The 23796-nt window shown below is 34.7% G+C and carries 18 protein-coding genes; 15 read left to right on the forward strand and 3 right to left on the reverse strand.

Annotation, left to right across the window (positions count from 1 at the left end; translation table 11 throughout):
* Positions 1-64 precede the first annotated feature (64 nt).
* From recQ to A6I66_RS13950, 4 genes are all read left to right on the forward strand, one after another.
* Positions 65-2269: a DNA helicase RecQ gene (gene recQ / locus A6I66_RS13935; RefSeq protein WP_067150623.1), complete on the forward strand. Its 2205-nt coding sequence runs from the start codon at positions 65-67 to the stop codon at positions 2267-2269.
* A gap of 425 nt (positions 2270-2694) precedes the next feature.
* Positions 2695-3627, forward strand: a complete 933-nt coding sequence (locus A6I66_RS13940; RefSeq protein ID WP_067150626.1) for a peptidylprolyl isomerase — start codon at positions 2695-2697, stop codon at positions 3625-3627.
* 127 nt (positions 3628-3754) lie between these two features.
* On the forward strand, positions 3755-4300 hold the full coding sequence (locus A6I66_RS13945) for a YfiT family bacillithiol transferase (protein WP_067150629.1): 546 nt from the start codon (positions 3755-3757) through the stop codon (positions 4298-4300).
* A 1-nt stretch (position 4301) separates the two neighbouring features.
* On the forward strand, positions 4302-4787 hold the full coding sequence (locus A6I66_RS13950) for a GNAT family N-acetyltransferase (protein WP_067150632.1): 486 nt from the start codon (positions 4302-4304) through the stop codon (positions 4785-4787).
* Between the two features lie 7 nt (positions 4788-4794).
* Here the strand turns inward: A6I66_RS13950 and A6I66_RS13955 are convergent, their stop codons facing one another.
* The gene (locus A6I66_RS13955) at positions 4795-5352 is read right to left on the reverse strand and encodes a thioredoxin family protein (protein WP_067150635.1); all 558 of its coding nucleotides are present in this window, start codon (positions 5350-5352) and stop codon (positions 4795-4797) included.
* Positions 5353-5398: 46 nt separating this feature from the next.
* On the opposite strand from A6I66_RS13955, the gene A6I66_RS13960 reads away from it, so the two are divergent.
* Together A6I66_RS13960 and A6I66_RS13965 are read left to right on the forward strand one after the other, a co-directional pair.
* Positions 5399-5734 carry a tRNA-binding protein gene (locus A6I66_RS13960; protein ID WP_067150638.1) on the forward strand — a complete coding sequence of 112 codons (336 nt, stop codon included), beginning with the start codon at positions 5399-5401 and terminating at the stop codon, positions 5732-5734.
* Between the two features lie 70 nt (positions 5735-5804).
* A complete protein-coding gene (locus A6I66_RS13965; protein ID WP_245683462.1) occupies positions 5805-6836 on the forward strand; it encodes a lysophospholipid acyltransferase family protein in 1032 nt (343 codons plus the stop codon).
* Positions 6837-6890: 54 nt separating this feature from the next.
* On the opposite strand, the gene A6I66_RS13970 is transcribed toward A6I66_RS13965, so the two are convergent.
* Positions 6891-7274, reverse strand: a complete 384-nt coding sequence (locus tag A6I66_RS13970) for a PUR family DNA/RNA-binding protein (RefSeq protein WP_067150641.1) — start codon at positions 7272-7274, stop codon at positions 6891-6893.
* Positions 7275-7427: 153 nt separating this feature from the next.
* Positions 7428-9191: an ABC transporter ATP-binding protein gene (locus A6I66_RS13975; protein ID WP_067150643.1), complete on the reverse strand. Its 1764-nt coding sequence runs from the start codon at positions 9189-9191 to the stop codon at positions 7428-7430.
* A gap of 359 nt (positions 9192-9550) precedes the next feature.
* Between A6I66_RS13975 and nusB the strand changes: the two genes are divergently transcribed.
* The 9 genes from nusB to A6I66_RS14020 all read left to right on the forward strand — a co-directional run bounded on the left by nusB (position 9551) and on the right by A6I66_RS14020 (position 23758).
* Complete coding sequence (gene nusB / locus A6I66_RS13980; protein ID WP_084399694.1) at positions 9551-10498, forward strand: transcription antitermination factor NusB; 948 nt, start codon at positions 9551-9553, stop codon at positions 10496-10498.
* Between the two features lie 99 nt (positions 10499-10597).
* Positions 10598-11056, forward strand: a complete 459-nt coding sequence (locus tag A6I66_RS13985; RefSeq protein WP_067150646.1) for a DUF1573 domain-containing protein — start codon at positions 10598-10600, stop codon at positions 11054-11056.
* Between the two features lie 32 nt (positions 11057-11088).
* Complete coding sequence (gene yajC, locus A6I66_RS13990; protein ID WP_067150649.1) at positions 11089-11379, forward strand: preprotein translocase subunit YajC; 291 nt, start codon at positions 11089-11091, stop codon at positions 11377-11379.
* A gap of 400 nt (positions 11380-11779) precedes the next feature.
* Positions 11780-12238, forward strand: a complete 459-nt coding sequence (locus A6I66_RS13995) for a GNAT family N-acetyltransferase (protein WP_082935902.1) — start codon at positions 11780-11782, stop codon at positions 12236-12238.
* A gap of 32 nt (positions 12239-12270) precedes the next feature.
* On the forward strand, positions 12271-12462 hold the full coding sequence (locus A6I66_RS14000; RefSeq protein WP_067150652.1) for a hypothetical protein: 192 nt from the start codon (positions 12271-12273) through the stop codon (positions 12460-12462).
* A gap of 45 nt (positions 12463-12507) precedes the next feature.
* Complete coding sequence (gene proC / locus A6I66_RS14005; protein ID WP_067150655.1) at positions 12508-13314, forward strand: pyrroline-5-carboxylate reductase; 807 nt, start codon at positions 12508-12510, stop codon at positions 13312-13314.
* 2 nt (positions 13315-13316) lie between these two features.
* Positions 13317-14087, forward strand: coding sequence for a glutamate 5-kinase (gene proB / locus A6I66_RS14010; protein ID WP_067150658.1), 771 nt, complete (start codon positions 13317-13319; stop codon positions 14085-14087).
* Between the two features lie 197 nt (positions 14088-14284).
* Entirely contained in the window at positions 14285-15937 is a 1653-nt protein-coding gene (locus A6I66_RS14015) for a tetratricopeptide repeat protein (protein ID WP_067150661.1), read from the forward strand.
* Between the two features lie 351 nt (positions 15938-16288).
* Complete coding sequence (locus A6I66_RS14020; RefSeq protein WP_067150665.1) at positions 16289-23758, forward strand: S8 family serine peptidase; 7470 nt, start codon at positions 16289-16291, stop codon at positions 23756-23758.
* Positions 23759-23796 lie beyond the last annotated feature (38 nt).

A 23796-nucleotide genomic window follows, 5' to 3' on the forward strand; every position in this document is an offset into this window, starting at 1 on the left:
ATTAATGCTTCAGTTTTGATTGTTTTGAAAAAGAAGAAGCAAGTAAATTAATTATTTTAAACTGATGTTAATAGCAAAACAAGACATTCAGGCAGCTTTGAAAAAGTATTTTGGATTTAATCAATTTAAAGGACTTCAAGAAGATGTTGTTGAAAGTATATTATCAGGGCAACACACTTTTGTGATAATGCCCACCGGAGGTGGTAAATCTCTTTGTTACCAATTACCAGCTCTAATGCAAGATGGGACAGCCATTGTGGTTTCGCCGTTAATTGCATTAATGAAAAATCAAGTAGATGCCATTCGAGGTGTTTCGAAAGAGGAAGGTATTGCCCACGTATTAAATTCATCCTTAAATAAAACAGAGATAAAACAGGTTAAATCGGATATCACCAATGGTATTACGAAACTCCTGTATGTTGCCCCCGAATCTTTAACTAAAGAAGAAAACGTCGAGTTTTTAAGGTCGGTGAAAATTTCTTTTTTAGCCATTGATGAAGCCCATTGTATTAGTGAATGGGGACATGATTTTAGACCCGAGTATCGAAACCTTAGACATATTATTAAGCGTATTGGCGACAATATTCCAATTATTGGTTTAACGGCAACAGCCACGCCTAAAGTACAAGAAGACATTATTAAAAACTTAGGGATTGGTGATGCCAAAACCTTTAAAGCGTCCTTTAATAGACCAAATTTGTATTACGAGGTAAGGCCAAAAACCAAGCAGGTAGATGCCGATATTATTCGTTTTATCAAACAAAATGATGGTAAATCGGGTATTGTGTACTGTTTGAGTCGAAAACGTGTTGAAGAATTAGCACAAGTTTTACAGGTTAACGGTATTAATGCTGTGCCTTATCACGCTGGTTTAGATGCCAAAACCCGTTCTAGTCATCAAGACAAATTTTTAATGGAAGATGTCGATGTTGTGGTGGCTACGATTGCCTTCGGAATGGGGATTGATAAGCCCGATGTGCGCTTTGTAATTCATCATGATATTCCAAAAAGTATAGAGAGTTATTACCAAGAAACGGGCCGTGCCGGTCGTGATGGTGGTGAAGGCCACTGTTTGGCGTTTTATAACTACAAAGACATTGAAAAGTTAGAAAAATTCATGTCTGGTAAACCTGTTGCCGAGCAAGAAATCGGACAAGCTTTGTTGCAAGAGGTAGTCGCTTTCGCGGAAACATCCATTTCTAGAAGAAAATTTATTCTTCACTATTTTGGCGAAGAATTTGACAATGAAACTGGTGAAGGTGGTGATATGGATGATAACGTACGTCACCCTAAAAAGAAAACGGAAGCCCAAACTGAAGTCAAGCTGATTCTTGAAGTGATTCGCGATAGTAATGAAAAATACAAGTCTAAAGATTTAGTAAATGTGCTTGTAGGCCAAGAAAATGCCATGATTAATTCGCACAAAACCAATGAACAACCCTTTTTTGGTTCTGGGAAAAATCACGATAAGAAATATTGGATGGCTTTATTAAGACAAGCTTTAGTGGCAGGGTTTCTTAAAAAAGACATTGAAACGTACGGCGTTATTAAATTAACTCCAGAAGGGCATGATTTTATTAAAAATCCGAGTTCATTTCTCATGACCGAAGATCATGTTTTTGAAGGCGAGCAGGAGGATGGTAGCATTGTGACTTCACAAAAAGTAAGCGGTGCGGTTGCTGATGCGGTTCTTATGGGCATGCTTAAAGATTTACGTAAAAAGAACGCGAAGAAATTAGGAGTACCTCCTTTTGTTATCTTTCAAGATCCTTCTTTAGAAGATATGGCCTTAAAATACCCCATAACTTTAGCAGAATTGGCTAATGTTCATGGTGTTGGCGATGGAAAAGCGAAGAAATATGGTAAAAGCTTTATCGATTTAATCGCGAAATATGTTGAAGAAAATGATATAACACGTCCCGAAGATTTGGTAGTGAAGTCTACTGGAACAAATTCGGCTAATAAGTTGTATATCATTCAGAATATCGATAGAAAATTACCTCTTGATGATATTGCCGCTTCTAAAGGTATGACCATGGAAGAGTTTATCAAAGAAATGGAAGCTATTGTTTATTCCGGAACCAAATTGAATATCGATTATTGGATTCATGATATTTTAGATGAAGACCAACAAGAAGAAATTCACGATTATTTTATGGAATCGGAATCAGATAATATTACAGCTGCTATTGATGAGTTTGATGGCGATTACGACGATGAAGAACTGCGTTTGTATCGTATCAAGTTTATTAGTGAAGTAGCGAACTAGAATATAGAAAAATAAGTTTAAAAGGCTGTGAGGTGTGTTAATCATCTCATGGCTTTTTTTGTACAATGCTTTAGGCTATATGCTGAATGCTTTATGCCAAACTTAGTTGAACCGTGTAATTGTTTAATTGTGTAACCGAGAACAACTCCTGTCACCTTGAGCTTGCTTGAATAAGGTTCCATGTTTCGTTTCTCCCACAAAGTTTTATAGATCTAACAAATAATTTCACAAAGGATCTGTTTTAATTTGTCCAAACCAGCCGAACTGGAAACGCAATTCATTTCCCCCTTGAGGGGGACGGGGGTGTTTTGAGAGTCAAAGGTCAACAGTCAAGTGTCAAGGGGCAACCGTCAAAAAATCATTCCAGCAAAATCCGCTAATCAGAAATCATTCGTTATCTTTGCACTTTCTTAAAAAATAGAACAATGCAAGACGGATTATACGCAAAATTTAATACGACAAAAGGAGAAATTCTTGTGGCTTTAGAATTTCAAAAAACACCAGGAACGGTAGGTAACTTTGTTGCTTTAGCTGAAGGAAATTTAGAAAATTCGGCGAAACCTCAAGGAAAACCTTACTATGATGGATTAAAATTCCATAGAGTAATTCCAGATTTTATGATTCAAGGTGGTTGTCCTCAAGGTACAGGTTCTGGAAATCCAGGATATCAGTTTGATGATGAGTTTCATCCAGATTTAAAGCATGACGGACCAGGAGTTTTATCGATGGCTAATGCAGGACCAGGAACTAACGGGAGTCAGTTTTTTATAACTCACGTAGAAACAGCTTGGTTAGATAATAAACACACTGTTTTTGGAAAAGTGATTGAAGGTCAGGATGTTGTTGATGCTATTGCACAAGGTGATGTTATTGAATCTTTAGAGATTGTTCGTGTTGGAGCCGAAGCAGAAGCATTTAATGCTATTGAGGCTTTTAGAACTTTTGAAGGATCTAGAGAAAAACGTTTAGCAGAAGCTAAAGCACAAGCAGAAGCTGAATTAGATAAACTTGCTACAGGTTTTAATAAAACGGAAAGCGGCTTACGTTACCAAATCATCCAAAAAGGAGATGGCGCAAAAGCTGAAAAAGGTAAAACGGTTTCTGTACATTATAAAGGACAATTGTCTGATGGTACCGTATTCGATTCGTCATACAAACGTAATTCACCAATCGATTTTCCAGTTGGCGTAGGACAAGTGATTTCAGGATGGGATGAAGGTATTCAGTTATTACAAGTAGGAGATAAGGCACGTTTCGTTATTCCTAGTCACTTAGGTTACGGAAGTAGAGGTGCTGGAGGTGTTATTCCACCAGATGCTACTTTAGTTTTTGATGTTGAGTTAATGAGCGTGAAATAAAACGCTTTTAAAATAAGTATTAGAGGCTGTCTGACAAATCAAATGATATTGACTTTTCACACAGCCTCTTTTTTTTGTTGTAACTATTTATTGTGTAATTTCATAATCCATTTAATTGCCATTAAAAATGACGAATGCAGAGCTTGAAAAATTACGTTACCCTATAGGGAAATTTGAATGCCCAAAATCGATTTCTAACTCAGATTTAAACATGTGGATTTCTGTTTTGGAGCAGTTTCCAAAGCGCTTAGAGTCATTAGTAGAAAATTTGAATGACGCCCAATTAGATACTGAATACCGTCCTGGAGGGTGGACCATCAGGCAGGTTGTTCATCATGTTTCTGATAGCCATCATCATAGTTATACACGATTTAAATGGGCTTTAACGGAAGATAAACCGCTTATCAAAGCGTATTATGAAGACCGCTGGGCAGAACTTTCAGATTCTAAGTTTGCACCTATTGATATGTCTCTGCAGCATATTAAGGCCATTCATTTTAAGTTGGTATACTTATTAAAAACCTTAACGGAAGCTGATTTAGAGCGTTGTTTTATTCATCCTGAAACGAACAGTGAAGTAAAGTTGAATTACCAAATAGGCAACTACGCTTGGCATAGTAATCATCATTTTGCCCATATTGAAAATGTTATGAAACAAAAAGGTTGGTTGTAAAATGATTAGACAAGTAAAACCCGAGGACACTCAAGCCTTATTGGATATTTATAATTACTATGTGTTAAATTCGGTAGCGACCTTCGATATTGATGCACTAACTTTGGATGATTTTCAACATAAAATAGATGGTATCACTAAAGATTACCCTATTCTAGTTTACGAAGAAAATAATGAAATTTTGGGCTATGCTTATGGTAGTCGATTTCGTCCTAAACCTGCATACAGCCATGTTGTGGAGTCTACGGTTTATGTAAAGCATGGTGCTCATGGCAAGCAAATAGGTACAACCCTTTATGCTGATTTACTCAAAAGACTAAAACAAAACAATTTTCATACGGTATTAGGGGTGCTTACCATTCCTAACGATGCTAGTGTTAAACTTCATGAGCATTTTGGTTTTGAAAAGGTGGCGCATCTTAATGAGGTCGGATTCAAATTTGATACCTGGCAGCATGTAGGAATCTGGCAATTAAAACTGAAATAAGCCGATATTAAGACTTCCACTTTATATTACAACCAATACTAGGTTTTTGTATCGCTTCATTTTCCTTTCCTGATAATAAACAATCTAAGGCCAACTTTAAATCGGCTCCAGTAACGGGCTTTCCGTTTCCAGGACGCGAATCATCTAATTGACCGCGGTAAACAAGCGATAAATTTTTATCGAATACATACAAGTCTGGGGTGCAGGCCGCATCATAGGCTTTGGCAACGGCTTGACTTTCATCGTAAAGATATGGAAAAGGGTAGTCTTCCTTTTCAGCATGAATACACATTTTTTCTGGACCATCCTGTGGGTAGTTCGCTGCATCGTTACTTGAAATGGCAATAAAAGCAATACCTTTTTCCGCGTAAGCGTTTGCAATGTCAACTAGGGTCTTGTTGATATGAATTACAAACGGGCAGTGGTTGCAGATAAATAGGATGACCGTGCCGTTTTTACCTTTCAGATCATTCAAATTTAAAGTGTTGCCACTCACGGTATCTGGTAGTTGAAAAAAAGGTGCTTTTGTGCCTAAGGGCAACATGTTTGAAGGGGTATTTGCCATGATAAAAAGTTTAACCAAAGTTCGGCAATATTTGTATTTTTAAAAAATGAAAGCGACAATTACTTTTGAAGAATTTACTAAAGTTGACCTTAGAGTAGGTACCATTTTGGAAGTGAAAGACTTCCCTGAAGCAAGAAATCCAGCGTATCAACTGTTTATCGATTTTGGTGATCTTGGGATTAAAAAAACTTCGGCGCAAATTACAACACTTTACAAAAAAGAAGACTTGATTAACAGGCAAATCGTTGCCGTTGTTAATTTTCCGAAAAAACAAATTGCTAGTTTTATGAGCGAATGTTTGGTAGTTGGCGCTGTAAACGGGAAAGATGTAGTACTTTTGAACCCTGAAAATCCAGTTAAAAACGGTACTACCGTAAGCTAGATTTAAATCACATTTCGGATTGATCTGAGATGCACCATACATCAACCAGAAAGTAATAACCTAAGCAAGTTTGAAATATATTTTTTTAAGAGCTATTAGGAGGTATATGAAGATTGGCATGTTTTTCTATTTTAAGAACATAACGGTCTTTAATAAGGAACGCCTACCTAAAAACAAGCCAACACTCATTTTATGTAATCACCAAAATGGTTTAATTGATCCTCTGCTGATAGCCGTGACAATCGATCGATTTTTACATTATTTAACCCGTGCAGGAGTATTTACCAAACCATTACTAGCGAAGTTGTTTCATCGGTTTCAAATGCTTCCTGTATACCGTATTCGCGATGGTTGGGGGAATCTAACGAATAATAATGCCATTTTTGAAACCTGTACCAAGTTACTTAGTCAAGGGGAAACTGTGGTTATTTTTCCTGAAGGGGGACATGATTTAAGGCGTACCGTAAGGCCGTTAAGCAAGGGGTTTACTCGAATTGTATTGGATACGCTTGAAAAATATCCCGAAACGGACCTACAGTTACTACCTCTAGGCTTAAATTACGAGGGCATTTTAAATTTTCCTGATAAAGCTACGATTCATTTCGGTGAGCCCATACCAGCCAAAAGTTTGTATACGGGACAGAGAAACCAAGATGTTATAACGCTTAAAACTAGAATTCAAGCTGAAATGTCTAAACTTACCACCGTTGTACCAATAGAGGGGTATCAGGAAACGCTGGATAAACTAGAGTCTTTAAAAGTAGATTTTTTAAAACCACAGACCGTAAATGCTTGTGTTAAAAATAATTTTGAAGCCCCTGTAAAACGCCATAAAGCGCGATTTGTTTGGTTAAAACAGCTCTTTCGCTTCCTATTAATTGTGAACTATATTATGCCTTATGTGGTGTGGAAATATTATGCTCAGCCAAAAATTAAAGAGCTTGAGTTTGTAGCGACTTTTCGTTTCGCGGTAACTATTGTGTTGGGGCCGTTTTGGTTGCTTTTAACAGCGTTGGTAGTAGTAGGTTTGTTTGGTTTTACAGCAGCCTTGTATTACTTGGTAATGAGTTTAGTACTGGTATTGGTTGCAGTGAAATTATAGCATAAAAAAACCGCTAAAGGAGTTTAGCGGTTCTTGATTTGTTATTTAATTATTTTAAATATCGTCAAAACTAATATCAGTAAAACTTTCAGGAGTTTTTAATTCATCTTCCGTAACTCTACTTGTAGGGTCGTATTCTTTTTTGAAGTCCTTTTGGTGACGCTCGCTAATCACTTCGTCTCCTTTTTCGTTAATGATATAATCGGTCATTTCTGCTAAAATCTCTTTAAACTCGGCAAAATCTTCCTTATAAATATAAATTTTATGTTTTTTATAATGAAATGATCCGTCGTCATTAGTGAATTTTTTACTTTCTGTAATAGTTAAGTAATAATCATCTGCTTTCGTAGCTCTTACATCAAAAAAATAAGTGCGTCGTCCTGCTCTCAAAACTTTTGAAAAAATTTCCTCTTTCTCCATCATACCGTTATTATTCATAGTCGAATTAAAATTAATATATAATCATTTTGTATCAAAAATCTAAAAAAAACCGATACTAAGCAACAAATTTTGAGGTTTCTTTTTGAATTCTGAGGTTTTGTTGCATTTAATTAAATTTTACAAGCTGAGGTTTTGTTTTACTATGAAGATTTACAGTGGGTTAGCTGTGTTTTCACTCAGTTGTTTTAAATAAAGTTCCTTGTAATATCCATCAATATTTATCAAAGTATCGTGGGTGCCTTCCTGCACAATTTTACCATCGTCTAACACTATAATTTTATCGGCATTTTTAGCTGCTGATATACGATGACTTACAATAATACTCGTTTTGCCTTTCGATATTCTGTTAATGTTATTTAATATTTTCTCTTCAGTTTCAGTGTCGACAGCCGATAAGCAATCGTCAAATAATAATATTTTAGGTGATTTTATAATGGCTCTTGCAATGGAAACCCTTTGCTTTTGTCCGCCTGAAAGTGTGATACCGCGTTCACCCAAAATGGTATCATAACCTTTATTAAATTTCATAATGTTTTTATGTACCTGAGCATTTTTAGCGGCTTCGATAACATCGTCATCGGTAGCATCATGTTTACCGAATTTTATATTGGTTTTAATACTGTCTGAAAACAGAAAAGCATCTTGAGGCACGTAACCTATACTATTTCTTAAATCGACTAAGTTTAAATCGGCTAATTCGGTGTCATTAATAAGGATGGAACCTTGATCAATATCATAAAGACGTCCTACTAAATCTAAAACCGTAGATTTTCCTGATCCTGTTTTTCCTAAAATGGCTAGCGTGTCGCCAGGTTTTATATGAAAACTAATGCCTTTTAAGGCTTGAATATTAGTATCGTCGTATGTGAAATAAACATCTTTAAATTGAACATCGCCTGTAATTTCAGAATGATTGGCGTTGTTGTTTTTTATTTCAGGTACGATTTTTAAAAACTCATTAATACGTTTTTGAGATGCTTCGGCCTGTTGCACGATGGAGGTCACCCATCCCACTGTAGCCACTGGCCAAGTGAGCATATTCACGTAAATGATAAATTCTGCAATGGTACCTATACTTTTTATTTCACCATTAATGTATTGCATGCCCCCAACATAAATAACCAAGAGGTTACTGGCGCCTATGAGTAGCACCATCATGGGGAAAAACCAAGCTTGTACTTTATTTAAATCTATTTGTTTGTCTTTGCTTTCCTTAGCAAGGGTATTAAAATTTGAAGCTGTTTGTGGTTCAATACCATATGCTTTTATTACTGATATACCGCTAAACGACTCTTGTGTGAAAGTAGAAAGCTGCGATAAATATTCTTGTACAATGGTACTTCGTTTGTGAATCTCTTTACTTAGTTTATAAATGATTATTGATAAAATAGGCAAAGGTAAAATGGTGTATAAGGTTAATTTAGGTGATGCATTAACCATGTAAATAATAACAATAACGAAAAGGGCTATGGTATTGATGCTGTACATAATGGCCGGACCAGCATACATACGAACACGCCCTACGTCTTCTGTAATACGATTCATTAAATCGCCCGTTCTATTTTTTTTATAAAAATTTAAAGACAGTTTTTGGTACTGCTCGTAAATTTCATTTTTTAAATCGTACTCAATATATCGAGACACATTAATAATGGTCTGTCTCATAAAAAAGGTAAGAATACCGCCTATAAAAGCAGCACCAATAATATATAAAATGGCCTCTGTTAAATCTGCTTTAACGGCCGTTTCAGTAGCGTTGTTTTTAAAAGCATCTTCGATAATTACAAAAATCTTTTTAACATATCGCGGCGTGAATAATAGAAATATTCTAGCAACTATGGTAATAACAATACCTAATAATAGATGTGTTTTATATTTATAAAAGTATTTGTTAAGGTGCTGTAATTCTTTCATTCAAACATTAAAATAGTAGGGCAAATATAGGGGATAATTGATAATTACCACCTTTAAGCCACGGCTCTAATTGTTAAATATCGTTAAAGCCTATTTTAAATTATTTAGGATTATTTTTTTATTTAACTACAGCTTAAGGTCTTGTGCCCTAAAGGTTTTATTTTTAAGAATGCATTCGGATTTTACTATAATATATTGATGCTGAAAATTACGACTACACAACAAGAACTTAAGTGTCTTTTAAATACATATTGCTTATAATAAATACATGAATAGTATATTTCTTTTTAAATATAGTGTTATTTTTGCGGCGTGAAAACAATGGAAACCTTCATCTATTTAAATTAAAGTTCTTTGTAATGATGTTAAGCAGAAGACATATTCGTGTAAAAGTAATGCAAACCATGTATGCTTTCAAAGGCAGTGAAAGTGATGATTTTAGTAAAGATCAAAAATTTCTAGTCTATAGTATTGAAAACATGTACAATTTGTATCTATTAATCATTTCTTTATTGATTGAGGTACAAAAGAGAGCAGAGGATGATTTGCAAAAAAAGCAAAACAAACATCTGGCTACTAAAGAAGATAAGGATCCTAATAGAAAGTTTGTAAACAATGAACTTCTAAAACTTCTGAAAGATAACATCCAACTTGAAGATGAAATTAAAGGTAATGGTCATATAAATTGGGAGCTTGATAATGAGTATGTTGATGTGATCTTTAAAGCCATTACATCAAGTGAATTATATGCTGAATATATGAAAACGCGTGTTTCCGACTTTAAAGAAGACCGCGCTTTTATTGTTGATGTGTTTAAAGATATTATTGCACCTAATGATAAGTTATACGATTATATCGAGGATAAAAATCTAACCTGGTTAGACGATCTTCCAACGGTAAATACAACGATATTAAAGCTGCTTAGAAAAGCTAAAGCGACATCACCAGAAAAACATTTTACACCAAAACTTTATAAGGATATTGAAGATAAACAGTTTGCGGTAACCTTGTTTAAAAAGACCTTATTAAATAGAGCAGCTATTAATAAGGAAATTGAACAAAAAACTAAAAACTGGGATGCCGAGCGTATTGCGAGTGTCGATTATGTGCTATTACAAATGGCTATTTCTGAAATTAAAAATTTCCCGTCAATTCCTGTAAAGGTAACCATGAATGAATATTTAGAAATTTCTAAAGAATATTCAACACCTAAAAGTAGCATTTTTATAAATGGGATTTTAGATAAATTGGTTAAGGAGTATGAAGCTGAAGGCACCTTAACGAAAGTGGGTCGTGGCCTCATGTAATCTACTACATGTTAATATCTGTTAAGAAAATAGCAAAAATTTTTAATAGTTTAAATTATTGCTATTTTTACGCACCAAACCTAATAAAAACAACGCACTATGAAAAAAGTAATTTTAGGATTAACCACATTATGTTTAATCGCATTTACATCATGTAAAGATAATGCCGCTGCTAAGATTGATGAATCTAATGTTACTGCCGCCGCAGAGCGCGATGCTAATGCTTCGGATTTTCCAGTATTAGAATTTGATAAGAAAGAGCACGATTTTGGAGAAATCGTAGCAAAAACTCCAGTTGAAACTGTTTTTAAATATAAGAATACAGGTAATGCTCCTTTAGTAATTACCGATATTAAAAGTTCTTGTGGTTGTACAGTGCCTCAAGATTGGAGCAGAGAACCTTTAGCACCAGGAGAAAGCGGACAGTTTACTGTGAAGTTTAATGGAAGTGGCCTTAATAAAGTATCAAAATCTATTACGGTAACAGCAAATACTGAAAAAGGAACAGAAATTGTTAAAATTTCAGCGTTTGTAAAACCAGCGCCAGAGCAGAGTTAATAACAGCTAATAAGCTAAATCTATTATAAATTATGGGAGAAGGTCTAGGTAGTTTACTACCATTTGTATTAATGTTTGTTGTTGTGTATTTCTTTATGATTGCACCTCAAATGAAACGTGCTAAGAAAGAAAAGAAATTTGCAGCCAATTTAAAACGAGGCGATAAAGTGATTACTAGAAGTGGTTTACACGCTAAAGTTTTAGAATTAAACGACAAAGACGGAAGTTGTATTTTAGAAACCATGTCTGGAAAATTAAAATTCGATAAGTCGGCAATTTCTATGGAAATGAGTGAAAAACTTAATGCTCCCGAAAAGAAATAAAACCTATTAATACGGTTTAAAAAGCTCCCTTAATAAGGGGGCTTTTTTTTGTTTTAAACTTTTCATGTTGTGTCAATTCTATCAAAAGAGAAAGGGGATTAAAATTATCTTAACGTTCCAAATTTGCTATTGGGGGTTTATTTACGTAAATTTGTGAAATGAGACAAGGAATACATGAAAATAAAAATTTTAGAATATTTAACTTCAATTTTTTAGTGTTTAGAATCCAATCCGATAAATTCATCCCTCCTTCTACCTAGCGTAATCGCTTTATCAATTTCATTTTAAACAGTTTACCTTTTAAATATTTTTGTATGGAACAAGATATTATTTAATAGGTATATTTTTTTATTCAAAACATTGCTTGTTGTATCTTGTAATTTAGATGTAACTATAACTTATGCCCGAAACTAAATCTATCACAATAAAAAATTTTGATGCCTTTACAAGGTTATCCATGAATGATATTAACCGTACTGCCAATTTCATTCACGAACATTCAGGAGATTTTAAAGACCCTATAAGTGCTATAAGAAAGTCGTTGTTGTACGCAGCAAAGGAAATAGCGGGTCTAGGGGGATATGTGTTTCTTATGGAGCATAAAGATGAGATTATTGGAGCTGTTGTTGTCAATAAAACAGGCATGAATGAATATTTATCTGAAAATATTTTGGTTTACATTGCCGTAAATGAAGCATATCGCGGACAAGGTATTGCGAGTCAATTGATAAAACATACCAAGCGTTATTGTAGAGGTGCTATAGCTACGCACATTAATAAAGATAATCCTATTATTAAGTTGTTTGAAGATGAGGGGTTTGAAGCTAGAAATATTGAAATGCGATTAACTAGGAAATAATAATTAATTGCAATAAATTTAAAACAGAACACATGAAAATTTTATATATTAAACGTCAAACGCAATACGAAAAGCGTTACAGCATAAAAATGGGTGAACTCATAACAAAAGTAACATCAATTAAAAAATATCTTTTTGGTTTACCTGTTAAAACACTTCACTTAAATAAAGAAACATATTATAAAGAAACAAAGCACCCTAAGGATGGGATGCTATTTGTTTAAATAATTCTAACTATACAAAACTTAATAATTAACCAAAACATACACATGAAAGTACTAGTAATCGGAGCAGGGAATATGGGGTTAACCTATGCCGAAGGGATGTCTACATCTAAACTTCTTAACAATAATAATATCATGGTTCTTGATAATAGCGAGGAAAAGCTAAAGGAACTTGATGAAATTCCATATTTTGATGCTTGTCGAGATTTAAAAGACTGTGTGCCACAAGCGGATATCATTTTTATAGCTGTGAAACCATTTCACGCCGAAAGTGTTTTTGAAAACATAAAACCTTTAACAAACAAAAATCAAATTATTGTTTCTGTTATGGCCGGGGTAACTATAGCAGCTATGAAAAAAATGTCAGGATTAGACAAAATAGTTCGAGCTATGCCAAATCTTCCTGCTCAAATCGGGAAAGGTTTAACTTCATTTGTTGCTTCAGCAGAGGTTTCAGAACAAGAAGCTGGCGATATTGAATCATTGTTAAGCACCACAGGAAAATCCTTAAAAGTAGCTTCTGAAAATTATATCGATGCTTCAACAGGTATTTCTGGTAGCGGACCAGCTTATGTATTTTTCTTTATGGAAAGTATGATGAAGGCAGCTCTAGAAATGGGCTTTTCAAACGAAGATTCAAGAACTTTAGTAACACAAACCTTTGCTGGAGCAGTAGAGCTTTTTAATCAGTCAGATCTCACGCCAAAAGAGTGGATGGATCGTGTAGCTTCAAAAGGAGGTACAACACGTGCTGCTTTAAACTCTATGGAAGCAAATAAAGTAGATGTATTAATTAGAGATGCCGCTTATGCCGCATTTAATCGTGCAATTGAACTTGGAGAAGAACATTAATTATGTATAAAGAAAGAGTAGTTATAAAAGTTGGTACAAATGTCATGACCAACAAAGACAATAGAATTGTTAGACCTGTTTTAAGGAATTTAGTAAGACAAATTTCTGAACTTTACGAAAGAGATATCATGGCAGTTTTAGTCTCTTCCGGTTCTGTTATAGCAGGTAAAGAAGTATTAGGGAAATCTAAAATTAAAAATAAAGCACAACGACGTCAGGTGTATTCTTCTATCGGGCAACCAAGAATGATGCGTCTGTATTACACCATTTTCTATGATTATGGTATGAAATGTGCCCAGGTACTGCCTACAAAACGTGATTTTACACCAGGAGTTCATAGAGAAAATATGATTAATTGTGTGGAAGGTTTAATGCAAGAAGGTGTAATACCTATTGCTAATGAAGATGATGCGGTGTCGGTTAAAACATCTATGTTTTCTGATAACGATGAGTTGGCTTGTTTAATCGCACAGCTAATCAATGCTGATAAATTGATTATTTTAACGGATATCGACGGACTTTACTCTGGGCATCCAGAAGCTAAAAACAGTAGTTTGATTTCTAATGTCGATCCTGATGATGATTTACAAAAGTATATTAAAGAAAGCGGTAAGGCTGAAGGTGAAGGTCGTGGAGGCATGGGATCTAAACTAGATTACGCTCAAGAGGCGGCTGCTAGAAACATTCCAACCTATATTGCTAACGGAACAAACCCGAATACCATTATTGATATTATAGATGGAAAAGATGTCGGTACTAAAGTATCTTTATAATAATATTAATGTTATATGTATAAGGCTTCCTTTTTTGGAAGCCTTTTTTTTGCTTTATTTTTATAAAGTAAATTATTAAAATTTAGTTAAAAACTAGTTTTAGTTATTAAAATGTAGCTAAAATCAATTTTTAGGTTTATAATATTTGTTAAAAATGATTATTTTGCCAATTATTTTTATTTAAATATAGTATTCATTTGTCAAAACTCTACACCATATCTGTACTTTGTTTTTTATGCCTTACATGTACAATAAATGCACAAAATCTTGATAGTTTAAAACTGAGTTATAAAAGGGCAGAAAACCCAGTAAAGCAAATAGAATTGCTGCATGAAATAGCAACTTATTTTGGTGCACATAATATAGATTCCTCTTTAGTATATAACAAAAAAGCATTAGAAGTAGCAGAAGAATATGAAATTGATACATTGATAGCTAGTAGCGCTGTAAGTATTTCTAATAATTATATAACCCAAGGTAAGCTTGATTTTTCAATGGAATATCATCTGAAAGCTTTCAGAATTTATAAAAAAGCTAATCATGTCATTGGAGAAATTAGGGTGTTAAATAGCTTAGCGCTAATTAATTTTTATCAAAAAAAGCAAGATGAAGCATTAAAAAATTTCAGTCAAGTTTTAGAAATTTTGAAAAATTCTCGAGAATTAGACTCCCTGTTTAGAAACCGAAACTTAGGAGCAGTTTATAACAATATTGGAATAGTTACAGAAATAAAAGGTAATTATTCCAAATCATTGGAATATTATAGCCAGGGTATTACTTACAGTAAAAAAGCCAATGATTTGACGAATCTGGCTTCCTTATATTCTAACGTAGGGTTGGTTTATTTAAATATGAAAAAATTAGAACTGGCCGAAAGTTATTTTAATGAATCATTGAAAATTAGGCTGGATCAAAATGATGAATTAGGTTTATGTAAATCTTATCAACATCTGGGGAGTCTTTATAAAGAAACGGGAGACTACAGTTTATCTGAAACAAACTTACTTCTTAGTTTAGAAAAATGTGAATCAGTTAATGCTAATATGCCTAGAGCTCAAGTTCTAGAACGTTTAAGTGAAATATACGCTTTAAAAAATGACTATAAGAAAGCATATGATTACCGGATATCCTTTTCAGCATTAAATGATAGTTTAACTAACAGAGAAACCGAACGTAAAATTACGGAAGCTGAAATGCAGTTTCAATTTGACAAGGAAATGCAAGAAAGAGAAGCTAAGCAGCAACGTCAAGAGTATATGTATATACTAATAAGTATTGGGCTTATACTGATTATTTTGGTTGTAGCGGGACTCTATTTTATTCAAAAAGTTAAATCCAAAAACCAGATTCTACAACGTGAAAAAGTGGAACTAAAGAATAAAGAACTCTCCTTAAGAAAACAATCTTTAGAGAATGAATTAGACTCAAAAGGTAGGGAGTTAACTACGAATGTCATGTATCTCATTAAAAATAATGAATTGATCAGTGAAATTTCTAAACGCCTTTTGTTTTTAAAGAAACAAATGAAAAAGGAAAATCAAAGTGATGTTCAAAAAATTATTATGGATTTGCAAATGGCTAAGGACGATGCCCTATGGGATGAGTTTGAAGTGCGCTTTAATCAAGTTCATAACGACTTTTACGATCGTCTCAACCAAAAGTTTCCCAATCTTAGTAATAACGAAAAGAAAATTTGTGCATTTTTAAAACTCAACATGACTTCGAAAGAAATTTGCACGTTAACAAGACAATCAATAAACAGCCTTAATGTGGCTAGAACACGATTGCGAAAAAAACTCGGCTTAAATAATAGCTCCACCAATCTTACTTCCTTTTTAGAAAACATTTAAAAACGCATCCTTTTATTGCCTTTTTTGTGGGGTAGTAAAGTTTCTTCTTATTTGGTTTAACATATTGTTAATCAGTCCTTTTGTGTGATTTGTATTATTAATGTAATACCTGTTTTTGTTTTTGTACATCCTTTGTAATTCTTTAAAATTTAATAAAAATTAATGATGTGTTTTTTTTGTTGAATGTTTAACAACTATAAAAAAATGCAACAGGATGATTTAAAAAAAAGATTACAAGAACTCGATTTAGAGGACAAAAGTTTAAAAGAATTTATTGAGGAAAAAAACAACCAAATTTTAGCCTTAAAAAAAATTTTAAAAAAGATTAATAAGCAAAATTAAAAACAACACATGAAAAAAAATTACAATTACATGTTTAGAACCTGTTTAATACTCGCGCTTATGCTTTTCGCATCAATTTCATTTGGTCAAACCGTAACAGGTTATAATGAAAAAGGACAAAGGCAAGGAGTTGTTCGTATAAAGGTTGCTAAAACTACAGCAACAACACTAAAAAATGCTCGTTTAAGAGTGAAAAACGGAGCCGTGCAAACAGGAATTTCATCTTTAGATGCTGTTTCAAGCCAGTACAAGGCAACGCAGTTAAAACGTTTGTTCCCAGAAAACCCAAATCCAAAATTAGAAGCAAAATTGCGTAAGCATGGTCTGGATTTATGGTACGAGGTAAAAGTAGATCCTAGTGAAGATATTAATGAAGTGGTTAATCACTACAGGGATTTAGGTGAAGTAACTATTGCAGAAACCGAGCGTTTAAAGGTTTTATCAACAGGAACCCCTGTTGAAGTAAATACAAAACCTTCTTCAGCGATGGCAAACGAAACCATGCCTTTTAACGATCCTTACCTTACCGATCAATGGCACTATAGCAATACTGGTCAATCTGGTTATTCGGGTATCGATGTCAATTTATTCGAAGCTTGGAGCGTAACAGCTGGTAGTAGCCAAGTAATTGTATCTGTGCATGATGAGGGGGTAGATGTAAATCATGACGATTTAAAGGACAACATCTGGATTAATGAAGCTGAATTAAATGGAACGCCTGGAGTTGACGACGACGGCAATGGTTATATAGACGATATTAACGGTTGGAATTTCTCCAGCAACTCTGGTGCCATGGATCCAGACCCTCACGGAACTCACGTGGCTGGAACCGTTGCCGCTGTAAACAACAACGGTATTGGGGTATCAGGTGTTGCCGGTGGTACGGGTAATAATGATGGAGCCAAAATCATGTCTATGAAAATATTAGGGGGCGAGAGTGGTTCGGCCGCAAATTCATATATATATGCCGCCAATAATGGTGCTGTTATCTCGCAAAATAGCTGGGGATATATCTATGCTGGTAGTACTGAGGCAGCTGTACGAGACGCTATAAATTATTTTATTCAGGAGGCTGGAGATTACCCAGGAAGTCCAATGAAAGGGGGTATTGTAATATTTGCAGCAGGTAATTCAGATAGGGATGATCAATGGTATCCTGGTTTTTATCCAGAAGCATTTACTGTAAGTTCTTTGGGACCAGAAGGGTATAAAGCAGGCTATTCAAATTATGGTACATGGGTAGATATTACCGCGCCAGGTGGTGATATGGCTGGATATGGCAGTGCTAATGGGGTTTTAAGTACCTTGCCAAATAATAAGATAGGGTATTTAGACGGAACTTCAATGGCTTGTCCACATGTATCAGGGATTGCTGCTTTGGCACTTGCTAATGCTAACCAACAACTTACTCCGGCAGAACTACAAAATAAACTGCTTACCGGTGTTAAAAATATAGATCATTTAAATCCAAATTACTTAGGTAAATTAGGACAATTAACCGATGCTTTTTTAGCTATTCAAAACGATGCAGGTTTGGCTCCTGCTACCATAACCGATTTGCAAATTGATGGTATTGCCCAAGAATTTGCAACCTTGTCATGGACAGTGCCTGCCGATGCAGATGATTCTACGCCAATTAAATTCAACTTATACTATGGAACTGAAGCCATTACTTCTGATAATTTCCATACAGCTCAAAAAATAGAGTTGACAAATGAATTGGTAGCAGGAGAGCGTATGACCTATTCTGTAAATGATCTTTATGGTTTAACTACTTATTATTTCTCTATTGTAGCTGTAGATAGATGGGGAAATACATCAATATTGTCTAATGTGGTTTCTGATACTACAAACGCAGGCCCACAAATAAACGTAGACGAAAACAGTAAAAATATCACCGTAGATATAAATGCTATAAATTCTACTACGGGTACCCACGATATTTCTTTGCTTAACGAAGCTGAAGGTATTTTGCGTTGGGAGTACGAAGCTAGGCACAGAAACACAACTTTGGCTTACACTTCAAGTTTAGGTAAGCCATTAGGTAAACCTAAAGCGTCTTCAAATGCCAATGTTGCAATGAAAAGTGTTCCAGGATCAAAATCGGCTTCCAATACTATTCCATCACCCCTAAGTTTTGAAAGAACATCAATGGAGTATTACTCCTATGTGTCAAATATTATAGGTGAAGAAGATACCACGGTTCCTAATTCCGCAGCAACGAAATTTGTTGTAAATAATCCTGATGGGTTCAACTTAACAGAAGTAAGTACCTATATAAAAATTGATCCTGCCAAAGGCGCTTTATTGATGGAAATATATAAGGGAGAACAACTATCAAGAGAAAATGTTGTTTACACCCAAGAGTATTCTCCATATTCAAATGAAGAAGGATGGGCTTATATAAACTTAAATGAGCAACTATATTTTAATAATGACGAAACTTTTTGGGTTGTTTTCCATGCCCCTAGTGGGAATTTATTTCCTTTTGGTGTGGGGCCAAAAAAGAATCCGAATGATGATTCGCAAAACAATTGCTTTATGTCTTTTGATGGTGGAGCCTCATGGGGTAGTTTGCCAGACCTAATTAGTTCACAAGATTTTGTTTGGGCCGCAAAGGTTACAAGTGGATTTGAACATTTAGGTGAATACCTTTCATTAAGTCCAGATTCTGGTGAAGTTTTAGGGAATGGACAGAGCAGTACCACCTTAACAGCAGATGCTTCAACTTTAATTAACGGAACGTATAACGCAAATGTTATATTAAAATCTAACGACGGAAAACAACCAGAATTAAGGTTACCAGTAACTTTAAACGTAAGTGGCCAACAGCCCGTTTTAAGTGCTGTATCTGAATTGAATTTTGGTAGTGTTTTTCAAGGGAAATCAGAGGAATTAACATTCGAATTAACAAACCTTGGATTAGGTAATTATGGAGATATTACCATTTCAAGCTCAAGCGATCAATTTGAAATGACAAGCTATGCGCCATGGAGAATTAGCGCAAAAAACAGTACAAATATTACGATAAAATATACACCTAGCGCGACTTCCGGTAACGATAATGGTATTTTGACTATTAGCTCTGCAAGCAGTGCTGTGTCACATACTGTGTATTTGTTTGGTGTTAGTACCGAGCCTGGCAAAATTAAAGTAACTCCAACAGAACAATCTGTTGATGATATCACCATTGGTGATCCTGTTTCTGCAAGTATTACGATAGAAAACCAAGGCGCATCGGTATTAAAATATTTTATACCTGGTTTTGATACGAAAGGGATAAGCGATTCATGGGAAGAGCAATATAGCGAAGCTGGATATAAGTTTAGATCTAACCATAATGGGGAACAATCTCCAATTAGCTACGATTACGAAGATATTTCTTCAACAGGGGAAAATATTACCCAGTATTTTAAAGATAAGGGTACGGTGTATAAAGCTGTCGATATGGGCTTTAAGTTTCCATATTACGAGCAACAAGATTTAAGTACCTTATATGTTTCTAGTCGTGGTTTTACAACGTTTTCTGATGAATTCAACCCAATAAACGATCCTTCCCTTGGGGCAGATTTAGGTCCACAAGGTTATATTTCAGTTTTAGGTTATAATTATGATTTGGCGCAAAGTGGTGCTATTTATTATGAAGTAAGACCCGATCGTGTTATTATTCAATACGATGACCTAGGTTATAGTTGGACTGGTTATATCAGTGCTCAAATGGTGTTACATAAAAATGGAAACATCCGTTTTTACTATAGCAAAGTTGAAATGGGAGAATTTGATTTAAATTATATCAATGTTTTAATTGAAGATTTCGATAAGTCTGAGGGTATTCTTTATAATAATTTTTCTCTTAGAAACCCAATTTATACGGGAATGGCCATTGGTTACGATTATCCAGGACCAAATATTATTACTAGTATTACTAACGGTAGTGGTGTGTTAATGCCCGGACAATCGGCAAGCTTGGATATTGAAATGGCTACCGATATTTTAAACGAGGGTACCACAAATCGTTATTTAAATATCATTTCTAACGATCCGGTAAATAGCCAAACTATTGCATTGGTTAAGCTTAATGTAACTGAAGGTGGTGTGTCTGATGTTGCTCTTTCTACAGAAAGTATCGATTTTGGTGATGTGTTCCAAGGAGCAGTAGCAACCAATAAATTTGTGCTTATTAACAACGGATCGGCAGCTACTTCGCTTACTAGTTTTGTTCAAGATACAAACGCCTTTACCATTACTGGTGAAAAAAACGGTGAATTATCGGCCAGTTCAATCTTATCTTTTGAGGTAACATTACCTACCGACACTATAGGTGTATTTAGTGATATGGTAACCGTTACTACAGATGAAGGTGCCACTTTCCAAGTTAGTTTAACAGGTAATGTCATAGATCCTCCTGCAATTTCCATAAATCTTGATCCTATAACCCAATCGCTAAATTATGGTGAAAAAGCATCAAGAGAATTTACTATCGAAAATACAGGACTGGCTAATTTAGAGTTGGTAGCAACAGGTAACCAATGGCTGTCTTTAGGTAGTAATATGGCCGCAACAAGCACGATTCCAAATTTCACCTATTCAGTTGAATCCTTTAATGATGGAGAAAACTATAATTGGTTGGATATTAGAAAATCAGGAACTCAATTGCCTCATATTACCGATATTTTTAATCCTGATGAATATTACCGAACATTAACATTAAGTTCGCCAATTCAGTTTTATGGTAATACTTATAACACTATTTATCTTGCTGAAAATGGTGCTATTTATTTTGAAAAACCAAACGATATTTTAATCAATGGAGATGGTATCCCTTCAAGTTATAGCAATAAAATGATTGCTCCTTATTGGGCTTTTGGAGGGTTTAACACCTATTTTCACGATCCTGCCGATGTTGGTTTGTTTTATACTGAAGATGAAAATAAAACGGTAATCTCTTGGGAGTATTTAGTAGATAATTTTGGTATTGGGGATCCAATTTCAGCTCAAATTATTTTCTATAAAAATGGAACCATGAAGTTCCAGTATAAAGTTAATGGAGGTTTTGACTTCTTATCTGCTCATACTGTTATTGGTATTCAAGATTTAGATGTGTCAGATAGTGTATTAATTTCTAATAGAGGAAGTTTAAACCATGGTAGTGGTTTGGCATATGTGTTAACTCCGGCCGAAAAGCAAATCATTGCTCCAGGAGAAACGCTTAGTACCTATATAAATTTTGATGCAGGGACTGTATTTGCAGGAACTTATCAAGATGCTTTAAAGTTTAGAACAAATGTGCCTAATCAAGAAACCCTTAAAAAGGATGTGACACTTACGGTTATTGGTGATGCCCAATTAACGCCTTCTGTTAATACGTTAGAATATGGCGATATTATGGCTTATACCACCGAGGAGGGTCCTAAATCCTACATTAGAGAGTTCGATTTGAGTAATACAGGTGTTGCTAATTTAGATTTGTTTGGTTTAACTATTGCTCAAAATGCCATAGATTATACCATCGAAATGTACACCTACGATAGTTGGTTTGGTAGCTGGTATTGGCAAAATGTTAATTTTATTTGGCAATGGCCATCATTGGTACCAAGTGAGAGTGCCAAGTTTCGTGTTACCTTTACACCACAGACTCCAGGAGTTGTTGATAATGAAATCGTGGTTTCAAGTAGTGTAGGTGATGTGCATATTCCTGTTACAGCCAATGTGACCTTACCACCTGTATTTGAAGTTGAAGTGACTGAGGTGTTTAGTAGTATTTCTGATTTGGAAGGAACAGATTCACAGACGGCTAAGTTTAATAATACTAATGGTCAAGGAGAATTACACCTCGAGTTTAGTTTAGATTATTTAAGGGCGCCTATAGAAACAGCCAGTTCTACATCTATTGAAAGTATGGCATCTTTTACGAACAACAAAAAGATTGCACTTCACAAAGCTAAGGTAAGTACTGTGAATTCAGATTTAACTACCTATAATACATACAATAGAACTTTAGCACACGATTCTAATGATTCTCCAGATACTTTTATTGGATTTGGTGGTGTAGCTGAATTGGTAGCAGCTACGAGATTTAATGCTGGTTCAGAAGGATTTAATTTATCTCATGTTCAAACCTTTGTTAAGGCAGATGAATTATTAACAGGAACTCTTACTTACGAAATTAGAGCTGGAGGAAATAGTATTGCAGATGCTGTAGTCTTAGGAAAAGGATCTTATGACTATACGATAACTGATGGAACCGAAGGACAGATTACGATTCCTTTAGATAGAACCTATGCTATTTATCCAAATGAAGATTTCTATGTTGTCATCGGTTATCCTTTTGAACTACATTACCCTCAAGGTGTGGTAACAGGTTTAGAAACTGTTTTAGGAAGGTTTGTTGCTCAGGAAGGTGATGAATGGTTCGATCTTCAGGAAGTTTACCCAGATAATGGGTGGATGATGCGTGCCCTAGAGGAAGCGCATGATACTAGTGCATGGGTTAAATTGCAAGATTCAGGTTCAAACATTGTGAATGCAGGAGACTCTAAAGTCCTTAATTTAGATTTCTTTGCATCAAGTGCAGAAAGAGGACATCAACATGCCGCACTGGTAGTTAAATCTAATGACCCGTATAATAGCATAGAACGTGTTCCTGTAAAACTTCATATTAATGAATTGCCATCAATTGCAGATAATCCACAAGTAATCTTAGTAAATGAAGGTGAAACTACTATGCAGGAGCTTTTAATAGAAGATCCTGAAAAAGAAGATGTTACTGTTGTTTTATCAAATACTCCTATGTGGTTGTCTTATAGTGTTGAAAATAATATTTTAAAGCTAACCATGGCACCAGGTTATGAAGATGAAGGTGTTTATCAAGTTGAAGCTGTAATTACAGATTTACACAATGCCTCATCACAAGAAGTTTTAAATATAGAAGTTATGCACGTGAATAGAGCTCCAGACGCCTTAGATACAGAGGACTTAAGTTATGAAGGAATTAATATTTACGATAATTTAAGTTTTGCAAATTTCTTTAGCGATCCTGAAAGTGATGAAATGACTTTTACAGCTGTTATAGCTGATGCAACCATTGCAAATACTTTTGTTTCTAATTCTAGTTTTGTATTACACACCTTAAAGGAAGGCGTAACAACTTTAGAATTAACAGCTACCGATACTCATGGTGCAACCTCAAACACCATAATTAATGTCGTTGTTGAACAGCGTTTAGGAACTGATGAGGTTAATGCGATAGATTTGCAATTATACCCGAATCCAGTTTCTAATATTTTGAATATTTCAGCAAAAGTTGTTATTGATGCTATTGAGGTATTTAATATAAATGGACAGCTGCTTTTAAAGGAAACCCTTGATGTTAAATCAGGAAGTACAACTTTAGATGTTTCAAATCTTGAAAATGGCGTATATTTTTTACGTGCATATTCTTCTAAAGGTATAACAAACTTCAAGTTTGTTAAAGAATAATAGCGAACATTAATATATGAATGCCTTGTGGTAACAAG

This window comes from Pseudotamlana agarivorans (genome assembly GCF_001642835.1).
Lineage (GTDB): Bacteria > Bacteroidota > Bacteroidia > Flavobacteriales > Flavobacteriaceae > Pseudotamlana > Pseudotamlana agarivorans.